Origin of the sequence: Stenotrophomonas sp. S39 (assembly GCF_016624665.1) — a bacterium.
GTDB lineage: Bacteria > Pseudomonadota > Gammaproteobacteria > Xanthomonadales > Xanthomonadaceae > Stenotrophomonas.
Map to the genome: position 1 here is coordinate 15,868 of NZ_JACVTT010000045.1, position 19,310 is coordinate 35,177.

Genomic DNA, 19,310 nt, shown 5'->3' on the forward strand with positions numbered 1-19,310 from the left:
AGCGCCGGCTGGCGCCCGGGTCGACAATCAGGTGGCGGACACCCGCAGCAGCGCCGCGTCCATCGCGTAGCGGTAGCTGTCGGCGCCGAAGCCACACACCACGCCCACTGCCTTGTCACTGAAATAGCTGTGCTGGCGGAACGGTTCGCGGGTGTGCGGGTTGGACAGGTGGATCTCGATGAACGGCACGGCCACCGCCGCCAGCGCATCGCGCAGGGCCACCGAGGTGTGGGTGAACGCAGCCGGGTTGATCAGGATGAACGTGGTACCGTCGGTGCGTGCGGCCTGCACGCGGTCCACCAGCACGTGTTCGGCGTTGGACTGCAGGCTTTCCAGCGCATGCCCGGCCGCAGCGGCCTGGGCGGCCAGCGCCTGGTCGATGTCGGCCAGCGTGGTGTGCCCATAGACCTCCGGCTCGCGGGTACCGAGCAGGTTGAGGTTGGGGCCGTGCAGGACCAGCAGCTTCGCCATGGAATCCGATCAACGGGAAAGGGCGGCAGTCTGGCGGAACCTGCGGATGCTGTCCAGTTCGGCGAAATTGCAGGTGTTTAAAGCAATCGTTTGAAAATCGTGGAAGCGCTTGCGGCCCTATGGGTGGCGGCGGATCAAGGCCCGCTGAACGCCATCGCGGCGGGGATGCCCGCACGTAGGCCGACGATGACGTAGATCCACGCCACGCGTGGATGGCCCCCCGCGCCCGCGCCCGGTAGATCCACGTCATGCGTGGATGACTGGCCCCCGCGCCCACGCCCGGTAGATCCACGCCATGCGTGGATGACTGCCTCCCGCGCCCGCGCCCGGTAGATCCACGCCATGCGTGGATGACCACCCCCCGCGCCCACGCCCGGTAGATCCACGCCATGCGTGGATGGCCGCCTCCTGCGCTCACGTCTCCAGCGGCACCGTCGGCACCACGTTCGGGAACACCTCCTCCAGTGCCTCGGTCTCGCCGGGTTCCGGCACCGGCCAGTTGTAGGCGTTCACCGGCTGCGCGCGGTTCACCCACAGCGCGTAATGCAGGTGGTCGGCACGTCCATCGCCGGTGTTGGGGTGGATGAGGATGGTCAGGCCCAGGCTGTTGAGCTGCAGCCACGGCACCAGCACCGGCAGCAGATCGTTGGTGAAGCCGAAATAGAACGAGGGCGTGACATGCGGGCCGCGCGGCTCCAGGTTCCAGTTGCCCAGTTCCACCGGGAAGCGCTCGGCCGCCCAGCGCCGCAGCAGGGCGGCCTTCTGGTAGCTGTCTTCGTCGAAATAGATGTGTGCGTGGTAGCTCTTGATAGCGGTATAGGCACGCGGCCGGCTGGGCAGCGGCGATTCGCCCGGACGCACGCTGGCCGGGCGCGGCGTCGCTTCGGCGGCCGTGTCCTGGCCTCAGGGGCTGTGGCCCTGCGCGGGCGGCGGCACGATCGGGCGGAAGCCTGGCTGGCCCGGCTCGGTGGTGTTGGCGGCGGCGCTCGCAGCGCTGGCCGTGGCCAGCCCGCCCACGGCCACGCCGGCCGAGGCGATCAGGCGCCGGCGCACGGGCGAGAGCAGGTCGGCCCAATGGGCATCTTCGGCTACGTCGAAAGGTGGGGCAGGGGTGTGCGGTGGCATGGCCAGCGTCCTGATGGCAGAGGCGCCACGCTCGGCGATGTGGCTGGCAGCGTCCAATAAGCAGCAGGTATCAGGTGATGCCGGGCAGCGGCCGCCACGTTGAGTCGTGGTGGCCGCCGGGCTAGGGTGGCCGGACCGCCGCCCTGGATGTCCGCCATGACTGCTCCCGACGCCGATACCGCCCGCCGACGCGCCGCCTTCCGGCAGCTGCATGCGCAGGGCTGCTTCGTGCTGCCCAACCCGTGGGACGTGGGCAGTGCGCGCTATCTGCAGCGGCAGGGCTTCCAGGCGCTGGCCACCACCAGTGCGGGTTGCGCGTGGAGCGAAGGCCGGCCGGATGGCGCTGTTTCGTTGCAGGCCACGCTGGAACACCTTCGCTTGATGGCCAGCGCGACCTCGCTGCCGCTGAACGCGGATTTCGGCGATGGCTTCGGTGCGACGCCGGACGCGGTCGGCGAAGCGGTCACCGCTGCACTGGGCACCGGCGTTGCCGCGCTGTCGATTGAAGATGCCAGCGGCGTGGCCGAAGCGCCGCTGCGGCCGCTGGAGGAGGCGGTGCAGCGCCTGGCCGCCGCCCGTGCCGCCATCGATCGGGCAGGTGCCGATGTCCTGCTGGTGGGGCGCGCGGAAAACTTCTTCGTGGGCGTGCCTGATCTTGAAGACACCCTGCAGCGGCTGCGTGCCTATGCCGCGGCCGGTGCCGACGTGTTGTACGCACCGGGCATCACCACGCGCGAGCAGATCACGGCTGTCGTTGCGGCGGCGGGACCGAAGCCGGTGAACCTGCTGGTCGGTGGGCCCACGCCGCTCACCTTGCAGGACATCGCCGCGCTGGGCGTGCGCCGGGTCAGCCTGGGCGGGGCCCTCGCGCGCGCGGCATGGGGCGGGCTGATGCAGGCCACCGATCCGATCCTGCGCGACGGCCGTTTCGATGGCCTGCAGCAGGCCGCTGCGGGCGCGGCACTGAACGACCTGTTCCGCTGAGGCCATGGACAACGTCACCGCCTACGCGGCGCTGGTGAGGGAGATGGAGGCGCTGCGCCAGGCGCCGGGGCTGCTGGCCCGCGTCGACGGTCCGGCGCTTGTACGCGTGCTGGAGCGCGACGAGGGACCGCTGGAGCTGGAGATCCTCGTGCGCTGGCAGGATGCCGGACACACGGCGCTGCGGCTGGAGGGTCACGCGCGGGGCGCCAGCACGTGGAACCACGAGCACCTGCGGGAAACCCTGGTCGTGCCACTGCAGGATCTGGTGTAGATCCACGCCATGCGTGGATGGGGTCGGAGCCCTTCGTTGCACGAAGGGATCCGACCCCGTTACTTCCTCAGAACCGCGCGGTCAGGCCGACGAAGAACGTACGCGCGCCGCCGTCGTAGTTGTTGCCTTCCTCGATCGTGGACACATCACCCAGGTTCTGCACGCCCGCGCGCAGGGTCAGGTTTTCGTTCACGTCATAGCCGGTCACCAGATCCACCGTCGTGTAGGCCTTGGCGAACGTCGCGCTGGTGGAGGACACCAGCTGCTTGCCGATGTGCTGTGCGCTCAGGTTCAACGACCACGCATCAGTCACGTCCCAGTTCAACGAGGTGTTGGCAGTGATCTTCGGCACCACCAGCAGGCTGGCACCGGTGGTGCGGTTCTTCGATTCCAGCATGCGCGTGGCATTGGTGGTCCAGCTCAGGCGTTCGTGCAGCGGCACGGTCACGCTGGCTTCCACGCCGCGCGTGCGGGCCTTCTGGATGTTCTGCGCCACCGTCCACCAGAAGCCGTTGACGAAGCTGGTGGTCTGGCCGGGGATGTCGCGCAGCGGCACCTGTTCGATCTTGTCGTCGAAGTTGGTCAGGAAGTAGGTGGCCGACGCCGACCAGCCGTTCTGGTCGAAGCCCACGCCCAGCTCGTAGTTGGTGCTGGTTTCCGGTTCCAGGTTCGGGTTGCCGGCCATGTAGCAGCCGGTGGTGCCGTCGGCGCTGACCAGGCGGCTGTTCCAGCCTTCCGGGGTCAGGCTGCCGCAGCCACGGCCACCGGACTGGGTGGCGGCACCGGCGGTGCCCTGCTTCAGGTTGGGCGCGCGGAAGCCCTTGGACACGCCACCGCGCACGGTCCACGCATCACCCGGGTGCCACACGCCGTAGATGCGCGGGCTGACGTTGTCGTCGTAGTTGTCGGTGTTGTCCCAGCGCACGCCCAGGGTCAGCACGAAGCGCTCGTGCAGGGTGATGTGGTCCTCGGCGAACAGTGCCCACGAATCGGCTTCGCTGGTCGGGCTGATGCGGCTGCTGCCGGTCCAGGTCACCGGCACGGTGCCGATGGTGTCGCTGTTTTCCAGCTGCTCGCGCTTCCACTGGCCACCCACGTTGAGGCTGTGTTCGAAGCCCCAGTGGAAGCCGGTGGTGAAGGCGGTATCGAACACCGTTTCCTTCGAGTGGTTGCCCACCGCGCTGCCCTTGTCCTTGTAGTCGTTCTGCACCAGGGTGGTCTTGGAGGTGGTGGTGTCGCCGTAACGGCCATCGTGGCCGAGCACGTAACCGGTCTGCACCAGCTTGGACAGGCCCCAGGCGTACACATCGCCGGCACCGGTGTTGCGCTGCACGCCGCGCGAGCCTTCGATGGTCAGCGCGTGGTCGTCGTTGAGGCGCCAGAGGAACTGCAGGTTGGCATTTTCCGCCTTGCTGCCGGGGGTCTGGTCTTCCAGGCGGTCGGATTTGCGGTCGGTGACGTTGGCACCGATGCGCACGCCGAGGTTGTCGGTGAGCGGGCCGCTGAACAGCGCGCCCATCTGCGTGGTGTCACCGCGCGTGGACGCGTCGGGCATGCTGTGGTTGAAGGTGACCGAGCCGCCCCAGTGGTCGGCGATCTTGCGGGTGATGATGTTGATCACGCCGCCCATCGCATCCGAACCGTACAGCGAGGACATCGGGCCGCGCACCACTTCGATGCGCTCGATCATGTCCGGCGACAGCCAGTTCAGATCCTGCGGGCCAAGGTCGTCGCGGTAGTTCACGCCGGAGGAATTGCCCTGGCGGCGGCCGTCGATGAGGATCAGCGTGTACTGCTCGGGCAGGCCGCGCAGGCGGATCTTCGACTGCGCGCCGGACAGCGCATAGCCGCCGGTCACGCCGGGCACGGTGCTCAGCAGTTGGCCGATGCTGGTGACCGGCTTGCGCTCGATCTCTTCGCGGCTGATGACGCTGATGCTGGCAGGCGCATCCTTGATCCACTGCTGGGCGCCGGTGGCGGTGACCACCACGGTATCCATCTGCTTGGCCAAAGCGGCATCAGCGGAGGCATCGGCGTGGGCGGTGCTGGCCAGTGCAAGGCCGATGGCGGCAGCCAGGGCGGCAACGGAACGACGGGGTTTCAGAACGGCGTGCGACATCGCGCAGTACTCCTGTTGAGGGTCCACTGGCGATGGCTGGGACGTCCGTGTGTGGGGGTTTCAGAATTCTTTAACAATCGTATCACGAATCATTCGCATTTGACGTTTGGTGACACATGAACGCTTGCATGGGCGGCGCGGGGCCGCGCCGATCCAGCTGAAATCAGCGTCCTGCGCGAGGTACTGGTGGAAACATGCCTCTTAGTTACCATTGGTAACTAACTACTTCACGAGCGTCTCCCATGCACAGCCTGATCGTCGTCGCCCATCCCGATCCCGCCTCCCTCACCCATGCCGTCGCCGCCCGCATCGGCCAGGCCATCACCGGCGCCGACGCGCGCAACACCGTCACCGTGGCCGATCTCGCCGCCGAAGGCTTCGATCCCCGTTTCAACACCGCTGACATCGGCCTGTTCAAGCAGGCCGCAGCGGTGCCGGCCGACGTGGCCGCCGAGCACGCGCGCGTGGATGCCGCCGACGCGCTGGTGCTGGTCTATCCGCTGTACTGGTGGTCGTTTCCGGCGTTGCTGAAGGGCTGGATCGATCGTGTGTTCACCCAGGGCTGGGCTTACGCCGACGGTGCCGACGGCAAGGTGGAAAAGAAGCTGCAGCGCCTGCAGGTGCACCTGGTCGGCATCGGTGGCGCGGGCGCGGAGATGATCGAACGGCGCGGCTATGGTGCGGCGATGAAGACGCAGATCGACATGGGCATCTTCGATTACTGCGGTGCCACCGTGCGTTCGTCCACGCTGCTGCTCGATGCTGACAGTGGCCAGGCGCAGGCGCATCTGCAGACCGCTGCGGACATCGGCCTTACCATAGGCACACCCGCCCGCTGACATGGAGCCGCTGCATGTCCCCCACCGCCACGCCCACCCGTCGCCGGATGTCACGCGAACAGCGTGGCCGCCAGCTGCTGGACGTGGCCTGGACACTGGTGGGCGGCGAGGGCACCGATGCACTCAGCCTGGGCCGCCTGGCCGAGGCCGCAGGCGTGACCAAGCCCGTGGCCTACGATCACTTCACCACGCGCAACGGGCTGCTGGCCGCGCTGTATGCCGACTACGACCAGCGCCAGACCGCCGTGTTCGATGCGCGCATCGGCGCGGCGCCGGCGCGCCTGGATGCACGCGCGCAGGCCATCGCATCGGGCTACATCGATTGCGTGCTGTCGCAGGGCAGCGACATCCAGGCGATCCTTGCCGCATTGGCCGGGTCACCTGAGCTGCGCGACGTGCGCCACCGCTACCAGCAGGCGTTCGTCGACCAGTGCGCGCAGTGGCTGGGCGCGTTCGCGAATGACGGCGATGTACCCGTCGCCGGGCGCTGGGCGATCCTGGGAGCCGCCGAATCGCTGTCCGAAGCGGTGGCCGCGGGCGCGCTGCAGCAGCCGGATGCGGAAGCGGAGCTGCAGCGGCTGATCGTCGACACCGTCAACCGCGCGCGCTGACCGCCGCGTCGCGCTGCAGCTGCGCGAAACCTTCCTGCAGGCATTGCTGGACCCACGCGTTGCGCGTTTCCCGCGTGGGCGCGCCGAGGGTGATGTTGATCAGCCGGTGCGTTGCCTCTTCGCTGTCGCGGCACGCGGTCGCCGCCAGGCAGAAGCCTGCCGCGCGGGTATAGCCGGTCTTCAGGCCATCGATGCCGTCGCTGCCCAGCAGCGTGTTCTGGTTGTCCTTGCAGAACGTGCCGTGGCTGAAGTGGCGCTGCGCGGTGATGGCGAGCACCTGCGGATGATCGGCCAGCAGCCGCGCAGCGAGCATCGCCATGTCATGCGCGGTCGACACATGGCCGGGCGTGGTGATGCCCGAGACCGAGACGAAGTGCGTATCGCGCAGGCCCATCCGCGCGGCCGCAGTGTTCATGCGCTGCACGTACGCAGCCTCCGAACCTGCCAGATGGCGGGCCAGCGCCAGCGCGGCATCGTTGCCGGACACGATCATCAGCCCTTCCAGCAGGCGGCCCAGGGAGATGCTCTCGCCCGGCACCAGGCCCATCCGCGTCTCGTCGGCAGCGACCGCGTGCACGTCGCGCGCATCGACGGTCGTTGTATCCGACCACGCGTGGCCATCGTGCGCGATGGCTTCATAGGCCACGTGCGCGGTCATCAGCTTGGTCAGCGAGGCCGGCGCGCGTGGCTGCCTGGCATCGTGCTGCTGCAGGATGCGCAGCGTGGCCGCATCCAGGGTGATCGAAGAAAGTGCCGGTACCGGCGAATCGGTCAGTGACATCATCAACGCAATCGTACGCAGCGTGCCGGCTGCAACGCCGCACGAATCTGCAACATTGCAATGATATAACGAGCCGCTGTTGGCGGTGTCGCCGCCGTTCGTACTGCAGGAAACTCCATGACCCGACCCCTCGCGCGACGCTGGCTGTGCCCGTCGATCCTGGCTGCGCTTGTCGCGCTCACTGCCTGCCAGCCCAATGCGCGTCCCGATGCGCAGGCGGCCACCGCGACAACCGCCGAAGCGCGCCCGCACAACGTCATCGTGATGATCAACGACGGCGCGGGCTGGGGCACCTGGGACGCAGCCGCGTACTGGCAGTATGGCAGCCGCGAAGGTGCGCCGTATGCGGACTTCCCGCAGCGCCTGGCGGTCACCACCTTCCCGCTCAACGCCAGCGGCCAGCCCACCCGCGACGATTCGCAGCGCATCGGCTATGACCCCGCCCAGGCGTGGGACACCACCGAAGTGCCGGCACCGGATCTGCCCTTTGTCGCCTACCAGTACCTGGCGGCTGTGGCCACCGACAGCGCCGCCGCCGGCACCGCGCTGTCATCCGGGGTGAAGACCTACAACAACGCCATCAACTACAACAACGATGGCCAGCCGGTGGAGTTCAATACCCTGCGTGCCAAGGAACTGGGCATGGCCACCGGCGTGGTCACCTCGGTGCCGTTCCCGCATGCCACCCCGGCGGCGTTCGCTGCGCAGGCCGAATCGCGCAACAGCTACCACCAGATCGCCCACCAGATGCTGGCCCAGGGCCACATGGATCTGGTGATGGGTACCGGTGGCCCCGGCTACAGCGTCGACGGAAGGCCCTGCGTGGACGGCATGGACAAGGTTGCCGCCGAAGGCTGCCAGAACCCGTGGGAATGGGTGTCGCAGCAGGATTGGCAGCAGCTGGAAGCGGACACGCCGATTGCCGGCAACCCGGCCGGTGCCTGGCGCCTGATCCGCAGCAAGGACGACTTCGCCGCGCTGGCCGATGGCCGCCTGCCGGCTGACCGCCCGCTGATCGGCGTACCGCGCGTGGCCAACACCCTGCAGCAGGCGCGCCAGCTGCCGGTGGTCGGTCGCGATGCCGCAACCCCGTCAGGGGTGAAGAAGATCGACAGCGTGCCGGACCTGGCCACCATGACCCGGGGTGCGCTGCGCTTCCTGCAGCAGCGCTCGCCCAAGGGCCTGTTCCTGATGGTTGAAGGCGGTGCCACCGACTGGGCCGCGCACACCAGCGCCTGCGGTACCGAGTGGCATTACGGTGCCTGCACCGACCAGCCGCAGTACGGCCGCCTGATCGAGGAAACCGCCGAGTTCAATGATGCGGTGTCGGCGGTGGTCGCGTGGATCGAGCAGAACGGCGGCTGGGAACGCAACCTGCTGATCGTCACCACCGACCACGACAACAGCATGCCGATGGGCCCGGACGCGCAGAAGGTAGCCTTCGAGCCGGTGCGCAACAACGGCCGCGGGCAGATGCCGGGCATGAGTTTCCGCCCCACCGGCAACCACTCCAACGGCCTGGTGCCGCTGTGGGCCAAGGGCAACGGCGCCGAGCTGCTGGGCCAGCGCGTGCGCGGCGTCGACGCCGGCTATCGCCAGCACGTGCGCTGGAACGACGGCAGCTACATCGACAACACCGACGTGGCCAAGGCCGTGCAGGACGCCCTGCAGCGCTGACCGCTTACGGTAGAGCCGAGCCCATGCTCGGCTGCTCTTCGCTCTTTGTAGAGTCGAGCTTGCTCGACTGAAGCGCCAGGAGCAGTCGAGCAAGCTCGACTCTACCGATCAACCACGCAGGCCAGGAAGCGCGCCAGCACCGGGTTGCGGTTGTCCGCCTTCCAGAACACCACCTGCTGCACGCGCGGCGCGTCCTTCAGGCGAACGAAGGACACGCCGGGCATGCCCATGCGCTGCAGCGAGGCCGGCACCAGCGCGATGCCCAGCCCTTCGCCCACCAGGCTGACGATGCTCTGCTGAAGCTGCACCTCCAGCCGCACATCGGCCTGCAGGCCGGCGGCATGGAAGCTGGCTTCGATGGCTTCGCGCAGGGTCGGCACCACGTCGGCCGGCGCGGTGATCAGTGCCTCGCCTGCCAGGGCGGTGATATCGACGCTGCGGCGGCGGGCCAGGCGATGGTCGGCCGGCACCACCACGCACAGCGGCTCTTCCTGCAGCGGCAGCAGTTCCAGCCCGCGCAGCGACGCCGGCGCAAAGCCGATACCCGCATCCAACGCACCCGAGCGGACGCCGTCCAGCAGGGCCATCGGCAGCGCCTCACGCAACCGCAGCTGCACCTGTGGATGCGCGGCAATGAAGCGACGGGCCAGCGGCGGTACCGAGCTGTGCGCGGCATGCATCATGAAGCCCACCTGCAGCTCACCCAGCTCGCCCGCACCGACCTGGCGGGCAGCGTGGCAGGCCTGCTGCAGGGCATTCATCACCCCGCGGGCGTCTTCCTGGAAACGCTGGCCGGCGGCTGTCAGGCGCACGTGGCGCGAGTCGCGCTCCAGCAGCGCCACGCCCAGTGATTCCTCCAGCGCGGCGATCTGCCGGCTCAGCGGCGGCTGGGTGACATTGAGGCGTTCGGCGGCGCGACCGAAGTGCAGGGTTTCAGCGACGGCCAGGAAGTAACGCAGCGGGCGGATGTCGATCATGCGCGAATGGTATCGCTGACGCCCGTTAAAAGCATTGGAAGGTATTGATGATGGCGCGTAGCCTGCGCGGCATTCCCTCCCTCCGCGCTGCCCATGCTGTCCGTCCTGGCCATCGTCCTTCCCGTGTTCGCGCTGATCTTTGCCGGCTGGCTGGCCCGCCGTAGTGGCGCGCTGGGCCCGCACTCGACCAGCGAACTGAATCGGTTCGTGGTGCAGCTGGCGCTGCCGGCGCTGCTGTTCGACGTGGTCGCCAACGCGCACTGGCAACAGCTGTGGCACCCGGGCTTCATCGCCAGCTTCGGCGGTGGCACGGCGCTGCTGTTTGCCGCCACGGTGTGGTGGCGCCGACGTCGCGGCCACGCGCTGGCCGATGCCAGCATCGACGGGCTCAACGCCGCCTATGCCAACACCGGTTTCGTCGGCTTTCCGCTGGCGGTGGCCGCGCTCGGGCAGTCGGCGCTGGCGCCGACCCTGGTGGCGACCCTGCTGACGGTGTGCGTGTTGTTTGCCGCCGCCATCGTGCTGATCGAGACCGGCCTGCAGCGCGAGCAGCGCCTGCATCATCTGCTGGGCAAGGTGGCTCGCTCGCTGCTGCGCAATCCGCTGCTGCTGGCGCCGCTGGCCGGCGTGCTGCCGATGGCGCTGGGCCTGTCGGTGCCCGCACCGGCGGAAACGTTCCTGAAGCTGCTGGGCGGTGCGGCGGCGCCGTGCGCGCTGATCGCGCTGGGCCTGTTCCTCGGAGAGCGGCGCTCGCCCGTGCCGGGTGCTGGGCGCAGTGCCGTGGTGCTGGGCGGGTTGAAGCTGCTGGTGCACCCCCTGCTGGTGTGGCTGCTGGCCACGCAGGTATTCGCGCTGCCGACCGCGCTGGCGCACGCCGCCGTGCTGATGGCCGTGCTGCCCACCGGCACGGGCCCCTTCATGCTGGCCGAGTTCCACCGCCGCGAAGCATCGACCACGGCGGCCACGGTGCTGGGAACGACCCTGTTGTCCCTGCTGACGGTGACGGGATATCTGGAGCTGCTGCGACTGTAGAGCCGAGCCCATGCTCGGCTGCTTCTCGCTCTTTGTAGAGTCGAGCTTGCTCGACTGCTTCTGCCGCTTCAGTCGAGCAAGCTCGACTCTACAGAACGCAAGCGCCCTCACCGCACCAGCGTCACCGCCTGCCCGGCACGCGCGAACGCTTCGCCCAGCAGCGGCCCCTGCTTGATCGCCTCCACTTCGGCGAACAACGCCTGCAGCGCGTCTGCCGGCCGCGAAGCCGGGGCGGCCACCGCCTGCTGGATCGCGGTGAAACGATCAGCCAGCACCCGATGGCCGGGATGCGCCTGCGCCCAGGCCTGCAAGGGTTGGCGGACGCCCGCCGCCGCATCCAGCTGCTGCTGGTCGAACAGCTCGATCGCCGCTGCCGAGGTGGCGGCGCGTTCGATCTGCGCGTGCCGCAGTTCGCGGCTCAGGTACAGGTCATAGGCCGCACCGCGGCCCACCGCGATACGCACGCCTTCGCGGTCGAGGTCGGCCACCGTGCGTGCCGGGCTGGCCTCGCGCAGCAGGTAGGTGCCTTCGATTTCCACGTAGGGCGCACTGAAGGCAATGCGGTCGGCACGCGCCGGGTCCACCGCCAGGAAGGCCAGGTCCCAGGCGTCGTCAGCGGCTGCGGCCACGACCGAAGCTGCTGCCTCGTGGCAGGTGAAGCGGGCCTGCACGCCCAGCCGCTGCGCCAGCGCCGTGGCCAGTTCCAGCGATGGCCCGCGCGGCGATCGGGCATCGCCCTGGGCCAGCACCGGGTTGCCCAGGTTGATCGCCACCCGCAGGTGGCCGTGCGGTGCCAGCGCGTGGCGGTGGTCGGACAAGGGCATGTGGTGCTCCAGCAGGACGCGGGGAGCTTCAGCATGCCAGCGGCGGCGTGCGGACCGCGTGCGCGTGCGCTTACGCCTGTGCGGCAAACGTGCCGTGGAAGCCCAGCGGCACCGCATAGGGCAGCCACGCCTGCGCCAGCGGACCGTCCTGCACGTGGCGCGCATCGAGCACGGCAAGGCCACTGCGCTTGTTCACCGGGTCCAGCAACGTTCCGAGCAGCCAGCCATCATCGGGATTGCGGCTGCCGGGGCGGGGCACGAACACATGCTCCTCGGCCATGATGTCGCTGCCGTAGCGCCACACCTGGCGGCGCCCGCGCTCCACGTCGAACGCCGCGACTGCATTGAAGTACGGCGTGTTGCTGGCGCCATCGACCGTCGGTGCATACAGGCGGGCGGCGCGGCTGTCGGGCGTGCGCGGGTCGAACAGCGGGAACTCCACCGTGCTGATGTCCGTGTCCTGCCAGCGTGCCTGGCCGCGGCGCAGGTCCAGGTGCAGTTCCACCAGGGTGCTGTGGCCGTTGGTGGCATGCGCGCCGTCGCCGGCCATCGCTTCCTTCATCGGCGAACGCGCTTCGTCCATGTTGTCGCGGCGCACGGCTCGCACCACGATGCCGTCCTTGCTCCGGTGCGCGTCACCGAAGTGGTAGATCGCCGCGAACGGTGCTTCAAACCATTGCGCCTTGTCCGGGGCATCCTTGGCGACCACCGCGATGTTGGCCGCGCGCTGCGGTGCGAACTGCATGCGTTCGAAGAAGCTGCCGCCGCTCTCCTTGAAGTCGAAGGGCGCCAGCACGAACACCAGGTGCGTGTCGGTCATGGTGAAGGCATGCAGGTAGCCGCGGCCCGGCGTGGCGATCACATCGGCGCTGCGCAGCTGGCCGTCCTTGCCGATGTGCCAGACCAGCAGGCCGGCGCCCCCCATCAGGCTGATCGAACCGAAGTTCCAGACGCTGCCGTCGCGGTCCACCAGCGGGTGCGCCGAGAACGGCAGGGCCGCCAGGTCGGGCCGCCAGGTCACCGGGCCGATGGTTTCCAGAGAATCGGGGTGGACCTCGAACGCCGAACCGGATTCGCACAGGGCGAACACACGGCCATTGAGCGCCATCACCGAGGTGTTGGCCACGTTGGCATCGTCGTTGTTGCGCACCGCCTGCGCGTTGGGGACGCTGGTGCCGGCGGCGGGGTAGAGGAAGCGCCCGGCCTTCTGTTCACGGGTGAACTTGGGCGTGGCCACCATGCGCGCGCGGTGGGTCAGGCTGCCGTCGCCGTTGAAATGCCAGCCGTGGACCATGCCGTCGCCGTCGAACCAGTGGTCGTAGCGCAGGGTGCCGCGCTCGCTCCAGGCCGGGCCGTTGCGGTACAGGGTGCCGGCCAGGCCGGCGGGCAGCCGCCCCTGCAGCTGCACCGTGGCCGGGCCCAGCGTCTCGCTGCTCACCCCGCGCCAGCCCAGCAGCCATGGATGCTCCTGCAGGCCCTGGGCAAACTGCGCCGGGTCGTTGGCGAAGGCCGGGGCGCTGCGCAGGGCGGTGGCGCCCAGGGCCAGGCCAGCGGTGCTGCTGATCAGGGTGCGGAGGAAGCGGCGACGATCCATGGCGGGCCTCGGTGCAGGTGGGGAATCAGCGCAGGGTGATGTCGATGGCGGTGCCGGCGGCGGGCAGCGTGAAGCGGGCTTCCTCGAAGGTCGGCTTGCGCATCACCTGCGGATTGTTGCTGAAGCCGTAGCCTTCGATCGGCATGCCCACCAGGTTGGTGTCGAGCTTGCCGTTGTCATTCTCGTCGTGGGTCAGCAGCACGGCGTAGTTGCCGGCCGGCAGATCCTTGAAGGTGAAGTGCAGGCTGTCGCCCTGCGGGTGTGCCTGCTGTGCCTGCACCGGTGCGGCCTTGCCGTTCCAGGCCTCGTCGGAGGACACCAGCGCGGCGCGCAGGGTACCGGTCTGGGCGCGGACATCGTGCACGTTCACGGTCAGCTCGGCGGCATGGGTGCCGCCGGTCAGCAGCAGGCCAGCAAGCAGGGAGCAGGTCAGGGCGGTGCGGATCATGGCGGCGGTTCCGTCTGGAGGTGTGGGGCCAGTCTGCGCCGGGGGCTGGCCGGGGTTCAGGGCCAGTGGTCATCGATCCAACGTGCCAGAAGTCACTTTCTGCGCCGGACCCATTGCCGTCGGGTGCCCGCGCCGGTCAGCATGCGGCCATGCCCAGCCTGCTCCGCCATCTGCTGCGTCCCCTCAGCCTCGCCGGCGCGGTCACCGTGCTGGTGGTCGGCCTGTCGTTCGGCGTGCAACGCAGCGATGCCGGGGTGAGCCTGCTCCTGCTTGGTGTGTTCCTGCTCTTGTTCGTGGCGCACGGCTGGGCGCGGTTGCCCAACCGTGTGCGCGCGGTGGCCGCCGTGCTGCAGGCGCTGCTGGCCGTCGCCCTCATCGCCCTGCAGCCACGCACCGGTACTGCACCGGTGCTGCTGGTGGTGCTGGTCGCACAGCTGGCCGAGCATTGGCCACCGCGCTTCGTGCTGGTGGTTGCGCTGCTGGCCAACCTGGCCGAGTACGCCGTGCTGCGCCACAGCGGTTTCACCCAGCCGCTGCTGGTGGTGCTGCTGTACGGCGGGTTCCAGGCCTTCGCCGCGCTGACCGCGCACTACGCGCGCAGCACGGCGCTGGCCCGCGACGAGCTGGCGCGGGTCAACGCCGATCTGCTGGCCACCCGTGCCCTGCTGGCCGACAGCGCCCGCGATGCCGAGCGGCTGCGCCTGGCGCGCGAGCTGCACGACGTGGCCGGGCACAAGCTCACGGCCATGCGCCTCAACCTGCGGGCGCTGGCCGCCGATCCGGTACTGGCCGGGCGCGAGGGCCTGCAGACCGCCGAACAGCTGTCCGGCGAACTGCTGTCCGACATCCGCCAGGTCGTGCAGTCCATGCGCGATGACCGTGGCCTGGACCTGGATACCGCCCTGCATGCACTGGCCGCGCCGTTTCCGCGCCCGCGCCTGCAGCTGCAGATTGCCGATGGCGTGCGGGTGACCGACCCGCGCACGGCCGAGACCGTGCTGCGCCTGGTGCAGGAAGCCCTGACCAATGCCGCACGGCATGGCGAAGCCGATAACGTGTGGCTGACAATGACGGAAGAGGAATCCCGGTTGCGTATCGATATCCGCGATGACGGCCAGCGCGCCGAGCGCATCCGCGAAGGCAATGGCATTTCCGGCATGCGCGAGCGGCTGGCCGACGTGCACGGCCAGCTCGAGCTGGCCCGCACCGAGCAGGGCGGCATGCACCTGATCGCACGGTTGCCGGCATGAGCGGTGTACCGATCCGCGTCGCCCTGGCCGATGACCAGGCCCTGGTCCGTGCCGGGTTGCGTGCACTGCTGCAGGGGCTGGGCGTACAGGTGGTGCTGGAAGCCGAGGATGGCCAGGCGCTGCTGGATGCACTGGCCACCCAGCCGGTGGACGTGGTGCTCAGCGATATCCGCATGCCCGGCCTGGATGGAATCGGGGCGCTGCGCCAGCTGCGCGCCCGCGGCGATGCCACGCCTTGCCTGCTGCTGACCACCTTCGATGAAAGCGACCTGCTGCTGCGCGCCAGCGAAGCGGGTGCACAGGGGTTCCTGTTGAAGGATGCGGCGCCGGCCGACCTGCGCGAGGCGATCGAGCGGGTGGCCGCCGGCGAAACCCTGCTGCTGCCGGTCAGCACCGAACCGGTGCGCTCGCGCTACCGTTTCCACGACGAAGCACCGCCCAGCGATACCTTCGGCGAACGCGAAGTGGCCATCCTGCGCCTGCTGGCCGGCGGCTACAGCAACAAGGAGATCGCGCGCAGCCTGTTCCTGGCCGAAGGCACGGTGAAGAACTACGTGTCCACCATCCTCGACAAGCTCGGCACCCGCGACCGTACCCGCGCGGTGCTGAAGGCGATTACCCTGCGCATCATCTGAAGCGGAGTGGTGCAGCGATGAACCCTGTCATGCATGTCGAGATTGCGGTGGCCGACCTGGCCCGCGCCATCGCGTTCTACCAGCAGTGGCTGCAGGTGGTGATCGACGCCCCGGTACATGTGCACGACTGCACGATGGCCTACCTGCCGTTCGATGATGACGCCGGCGGCGCCAGCATGGCCCTGGTGCAGGGCGCGGACTATCGCCCGTCCGAGCAGGGCGCGCGCATCTACATCGGTGTCGATGATCTGGACGCCAGCCTGGCCCGCGCGCAGCAGGCCGGTGCCACGCTGCGTTTCGGCCCTGCCGAGGCCGGCGGCTGGCGCGTGGCGGAGATCGCCGACAGCGAAGGCAACCGCATCGCCATGCAGGCCCCGGTAGCGACCTGACAGCCCTCTGTAGAGCCGAGCCCATGCTCGGCTGCTTTTGATCTTCTGTAGAGCCGAGCCCATGCTCGGCTGCTTCTGGCAGAGGCAGCCGAGCATGGGCTCGGCTCTACACAAGCGCCGGTTAAGCGGACAACACGCTCTACAAGACCGTCGCCTGCCACCGCTGCAGCCACCCGGCAATGGCCGGGTCCAGCCGCGCATCCTCCGGCAGCCTTATGCCAAACCCTTCCTGCAGCACCTGCCGCACGTCGGCCACGTCGCGCAGTGCGCGCTTCTCCGGCGCCTTTCCCGGGCGGTACTCGGTGTAGTGGCCGCTGCCAACCGTGCGGCGGCCCTCCGGCCAGGTCAGCGATGCACGCAGTTCCCCGGGGAAACTCGACTGCGGGTGTGTGCACACATACCAGTTGCCCACCTCGTTGTCGGCCGCCGCGGGCGACGCCAGGTCGAAGCGGTACAGCGGTCGCCAGTCCTCGCCGCTGCTGGCCGCCAGCAGGAAATCGCCATCATCCAGCCGCTGCAGCCGGTAGCGCTCATGCGGCGTGTCCTGCGCCTCATGAGCGTGCAGGCGCAGCGGTACGGTCGGGGTCAGGCTGCCGAAGCCGGCATCCACCAGCCAGTCCTCGCCGTCCAGGCGCACCCGGATCAACAGGTGCGTGCGCGGCGTCAGTTCACCTTCGCTGGCCGACAGCAGCACGCGCGCACTCAAGGCATGGGCGTCGAAGCCCAGCGCCTGCAGCAGCGCGAGGAAGGCGCCATTGAGCTCGAAGCAGTAGCCCCCGCGCTGCGCCTCCAGCAGCTTGCACTGCACGCTGTCCAGATCGATCGGCACGGGGTCGCGCAGCAGGCAGGTCAGGGTCTCGAACGGCACATGGGCGTTGTGGCGCTGCTGCAGCAGGGTCAGCCCGGCCAGGGTGGCCGGCGGCGCGGCCTGCAACTGCAGGCGCTGCAGGTATCGGGGGATGTCGAGCGCGGTCATGACGGCACCAGGCGGGGCAGGGGCGCCTACTGTGCAACCGCAACCGGGGTTGAGGTCAAGGGCGGGCGCCGATGTCATCGCCCCGTCGCCTGCGGCCGGTACAAAGACCGCGACCGCCGGCTCGGCGGCCCGATGCGGAAAACAGTCCTAAAGTCTTTCTGATCCAGGCCGATACAGGTGCGTCCTTTCGCCTGGAGTCTGTCATGTCGACCGCGGTTGTTCGCCTTCGGTCCCTGCGCACCCGCCTGGTTGGGCTGCGCTCGGCGTTTCCTGCCCTGCTGCGCTGGCTGCAGCCGCACCGGCTCAGCGTGGCCGACAAACTGAAGGCCACCCTGTGGGTCTGCGGCCTGGGCCTGGTCGCCATTGCCGGCGCCTACGCCTGGACCGGCCACGCCAGCGGGCAGGCCGCCCGCACCCAGGCCAGCTACCAGCATGGCAGCGATCTGGCCGCGGTGCTGGCCACCCGCGTGGCCGAAGCGCGGCGCCTGCAGACCCAGTATGCGCGCAGTTTCGATGATGCCGACCGCAGCCAGCTGCTGGCCACCCAGCAGGAACTGAAGGATGACCTGCAGGCGCTGCGCGCGATGCCGATGGATGCGGCCCGGCGCAAGGCGCTGCAGTCCCTGGCCGAGGCGGTCGACGGCTTCTCGCAGGGCATCGCCGCCCTGTTCGAGCGCGTGGATGAAATGGGCCGCGGCGATGCCGGCCTGGCCGCGCAGCTGCAGCAGGCCGCCGATGCACTGCAGGCGAACGTGGCCGCGCTGCAGCGTCCGGCACTGGAGCTGCACGTGCAGAAGATGCGCCGGCAGGAGGCCCTGCTGTTGCTCGATGGCGACTCCACCCACGCCGACCGGGCCAGCGAGGAGAAGCTGCCCTTCGACCTGGCCCTGGCCGGGTTGCCGGCCGAGGCGCAGGAAAGCCTGCGTACCGACATGGATGCCTACCAGGCGGCGCTGCTGGGCTACACCGCCGCCCGCGTCGGCCTGGATGTGGAAGCACAATCGCTGCTCGATGCTGCGGCCAGCGTGGCGCCGGCACTGGCCGCGTTCCAGAAGGCACAGGTGCAGGCGCTGGCCCAGGCGCAGGCACGCCAGCAGGCCGGTGCACGCACCCTGAGCGTGCTGTTCGCCGCGACGCTGGCCCTGGTGGCCGGCGTGCTGATCACCAGCCTGGTGCTGGTGCTGCGCGCCGTGCGCCGCCCGATCCAGGACACCCTGCGCTTTGCCAGTGACATCGCCGACGATCGCCTGGACACCACCCTGCGCGTGCACAACGCCAACGATGAGATCGGCCAGCTGGCGCAGCGCCTGATCGACATGCAGCAGCGCCTGCGCGCGCGCATCGAGGAGGAACGCGCGGTGGCCCGTGGCAACACCCGCGTGCGCCAGGCACTGGACAGCGCACAGACCGGGCTGATGGTGATCGATGCCGAAGGGCAGGTGGCCTACGCCAATCCCGCGCTGCTGCAACAGCTGGGCATGCAGGCCGACGCGCTGATTGGCAGCGATGCCGTGCGCCTGCACCCGGCGATGACCAGCCTGGCGGGCGTACGCCGTCGCGAGGAGCGCGAGATCAATCATCTCGGCGTGCGCTACCAGCTCATCGCCAACGCCATCATCGACGAGGATCACTTCCTCGGCGTGGCGGTGGAATGGCGCAGCCGCGCGCTGGAAACCCTGCTGGAAACCGAAGTGGCCGCGCTGGTCGACGCCGCCGCACACGGCGAGCTGCACGGCCGCATCGCCCTGGAGGGCAAGCAGGGCTTCGTGCGCACGCTGTCCACCAGCATCAACCACCTGCTGGCCACGTTCGAAACCAACCTGGGCGACCTGCAGGCGCTGCTGGCGGCACTGGCCCGGGGTGACCTGAGCGTGCGCATGGAAGGCGACCTGCAGGGCGTGTTCGCGCGCATGCGCGACGATGCCAATGCCACCGTCGGCCAGCTCGGCCGCATCGTCACCCGCATCCAGCAGGCCACCTCGCGGCTGGACGTGGGCGTGGGCGAGATCGTCGCCGGCCACCATGATCTCTCGCAGCGCACCGAGCAGCAGGCGGTCAACCTGGAAGAAACGGCTGCGTCGATGCACGAGCTGACCGACACCGTCGGCCGCAACGCCGACGCCGCCGGCCGTGCCGATGCGCTGGTGCAGGGCGCGGCGGCGGTGGCCGCACGAGGCGGCCAGGCCGTGGGCCAGGTGGTGGCCACCATGCACGGCATCAGCGAAGCGTCGCGCCGCATCGGTGACATCACCCAACTGATCGACGGCATCGCGTTCCAGACCAACATCCTGGCGCTGAACGCCGCCG

The 19,310-nt window shown here is 69.2% G+C and carries 18 protein-coding genes and 1 pseudogene; 10 read left to right on the forward strand and 9 right to left on the reverse strand.

All coding sequences use genetic code 11. The features are described from left to right. Window positions 1-27: 27 nt before the first annotated feature. Together aroQ and IAE41_RS12875 are read right to left on the reverse strand one after the other, a co-directional pair. A complete protein-coding gene (aroQ, locus tag IAE41_RS12870) occupies window positions 28-471 on the reverse strand; it encodes a type II 3-dehydroquinate dehydratase (protein ID WP_079223757.1) in 444 nt (147 codons plus the stop codon). Window positions 472-885: 414 nt separating this feature from the next. Continuing rightward, a pseudogene (locus tag IAE41_RS12875) lies at window positions 886-1,596 on the reverse strand (DOPA 4,5-dioxygenase family protein). A 156-nt stretch (window positions 1,597-1,752) separates the two neighbouring features. Between IAE41_RS12875 and IAE41_RS12880 the strand changes: the two are divergent. Continuing rightward, window positions 1,753-2,580, forward strand: a complete 828-nt coding sequence (locus IAE41_RS12880; RefSeq protein WP_200733384.1) for an isocitrate lyase/phosphoenolpyruvate mutase family protein — start codon at window positions 1,753-1,755, stop codon at window positions 2,578-2,580. Between the two features lie 4 nt (window positions 2,581-2,584). Beyond that, complete coding sequence (locus tag IAE41_RS12885; RefSeq protein WP_200733385.1) at window positions 2,585-2,851, forward strand: hypothetical protein; 267 nt, start codon at window positions 2,585-2,587, stop codon at window positions 2,849-2,851. 67 nt (window positions 2,852-2,918) lie between these two features. Here IAE41_RS12885 and IAE41_RS12890 read toward each other — a convergent pair whose 3' ends face one another. Then, complete coding sequence (locus IAE41_RS12890) at window positions 2,919-4,970, reverse strand: TonB-dependent receptor (protein WP_200733386.1); 2,052 nt, start codon at window positions 4,968-4,970, stop codon at window positions 2,919-2,921. Window positions 4,971-5,212: 242 nt separating this feature from the next. On the opposite strand from IAE41_RS12890, the gene IAE41_RS12895 reads away from it, so the two are divergent. Both IAE41_RS12895 and IAE41_RS12900 read left to right on the forward strand, forming a co-directional pair. Next, complete coding sequence (locus IAE41_RS12895; protein WP_200733387.1) at window positions 5,213-5,809, forward strand: NAD(P)H-dependent oxidoreductase; 597 nt, start codon at window positions 5,213-5,215, stop codon at window positions 5,807-5,809. A 14-nt stretch (window positions 5,810-5,823) separates the two neighbouring features. Next, window positions 5,824-6,420 carry a TetR/AcrR family transcriptional regulator gene (locus IAE41_RS12900; RefSeq protein ID WP_234458498.1) on the forward strand — a complete coding sequence of 199 codons (597 nt, stop codon included), beginning with the start codon at window positions 5,824-5,826 and terminating at the stop codon, window positions 6,418-6,420. Here the strand turns inward: IAE41_RS12900 and IAE41_RS12905 are convergent. Beyond that, a complete protein-coding gene (locus IAE41_RS12905) occupies window positions 6,404-7,201 on the reverse strand; it encodes a serine hydrolase (protein WP_200733401.1) in 798 nt (265 codons plus the stop codon). The two genes, IAE41_RS12900 and IAE41_RS12905, sit on opposite strands and share 17 nt — an antisense overlap. A gap of 117 nt (window positions 7,202-7,318) precedes the next feature. Here IAE41_RS12905 and IAE41_RS12910 point away from each other — a divergent pair, with 117 nt between their 5' ends. After that, complete coding sequence (locus tag IAE41_RS12910) at window positions 7,319-8,878, forward strand: alkaline phosphatase (protein ID WP_200733388.1); 1,560 nt, start codon at window positions 7,319-7,321, stop codon at window positions 8,876-8,878. 101 nt (window positions 8,879-8,979) lie between these two features. Here IAE41_RS12910 and IAE41_RS12915 read toward each other — a convergent pair whose 3' ends face one another. Then, entirely contained in the window at window positions 8,980-9,855 is an 876-nt protein-coding gene (locus IAE41_RS12915) for a LysR substrate-binding domain-containing protein (protein WP_200733389.1), read from the reverse strand. Between the two features lie 93 nt (window positions 9,856-9,948). Here IAE41_RS12915 and IAE41_RS12920 point away from each other — a divergent pair, with 93 nt between their 5' ends. Further along, window positions 9,949-10,887 (forward strand): AEC family transporter, encoded by a 939-nt coding sequence (locus tag IAE41_RS12920; protein ID WP_200733390.1) that lies wholly within the window; start codon window positions 9,949-9,951, stop codon window positions 10,885-10,887. A gap of 107 nt (window positions 10,888-10,994) precedes the next feature. Here IAE41_RS12920 and IAE41_RS12925 read toward each other — a convergent pair whose 3' ends face one another. The 3 genes from IAE41_RS12925 to IAE41_RS12935 all read right to left on the reverse strand — a co-directional run bounded on the left by IAE41_RS12925 (window position 10,995) and on the right by IAE41_RS12935 (window position 13,753). After that, window positions 10,995-11,711, reverse strand: coding sequence for a transporter substrate-binding domain-containing protein (locus IAE41_RS12925; RefSeq protein WP_200733391.1), 717 nt, complete (start codon window positions 11,709-11,711; stop codon window positions 10,995-10,997). A gap of 70 nt (window positions 11,712-11,781) precedes the next feature. After that, window positions 11,782-13,305 (reverse strand): carotenoid oxygenase family protein, encoded by a 1,524-nt coding sequence (locus IAE41_RS12930; protein ID WP_200733392.1) that lies wholly within the window; start codon window positions 13,303-13,305, stop codon window positions 11,782-11,784. Window positions 13,306-13,330: 25 nt separating this feature from the next. After that, window positions 13,331-13,753: a DUF2141 domain-containing protein gene (locus tag IAE41_RS12935; RefSeq protein ID WP_200733393.1), complete on the reverse strand. Its 423-nt coding sequence runs from the start codon at window positions 13,751-13,753 to the stop codon at window positions 13,331-13,333. A 149-nt stretch (window positions 13,754-13,902) separates the two neighbouring features. Between IAE41_RS12935 and IAE41_RS12940 the strand changes: the two genes are divergently transcribed. From IAE41_RS12940 to IAE41_RS12950, 3 genes are read left to right on the forward strand one after another with little or no spacing between them, the layout of a single operon-like run. Beyond that, window positions 13,903-15,003, forward strand: a complete 1,101-nt coding sequence (locus IAE41_RS12940; RefSeq protein ID WP_200733394.1) for a histidine kinase — start codon at window positions 13,903-13,905, stop codon at window positions 15,001-15,003. After that, window positions 15,000-15,638, forward strand: a complete 639-nt coding sequence (locus tag IAE41_RS12945; RefSeq protein ID WP_200733395.1) for a response regulator transcription factor — start codon at window positions 15,000-15,002, stop codon at window positions 15,636-15,638. Before IAE41_RS12940 ends, IAE41_RS12945 begins: the two co-directional genes overlap by 4 nt. Window positions 15,639-15,655: 17 nt before the next feature. Then, window positions 15,656-16,027 carry a VOC family protein gene (locus IAE41_RS12950; protein WP_200733396.1) on the forward strand — a complete coding sequence of 124 codons (372 nt, stop codon included), beginning with the start codon at window positions 15,656-15,658 and terminating at the stop codon, window positions 16,025-16,027. Window positions 16,028-16,166: 139 nt separating this feature from the next. Here IAE41_RS12950 and IAE41_RS12955 read toward each other — a convergent pair whose 3' ends face one another. Continuing rightward, window positions 16,167-17,003 carry an arylamine N-acetyltransferase gene (locus tag IAE41_RS12955; RefSeq protein ID WP_200733397.1) on the reverse strand — a complete coding sequence of 279 codons (837 nt, stop codon included), beginning with the start codon at window positions 17,001-17,003 and terminating at the stop codon, window positions 16,167-16,169. A gap of 203 nt (window positions 17,004-17,206) precedes the next feature. Between IAE41_RS12955 and IAE41_RS12960 the strand changes: the two genes are divergently transcribed. After that, on the forward strand, window positions 17,207-19,310 hold a 2,104-nt coding region (locus IAE41_RS12960), incomplete at its 3' end, for a methyl-accepting chemotaxis protein (protein ID WP_200733398.1).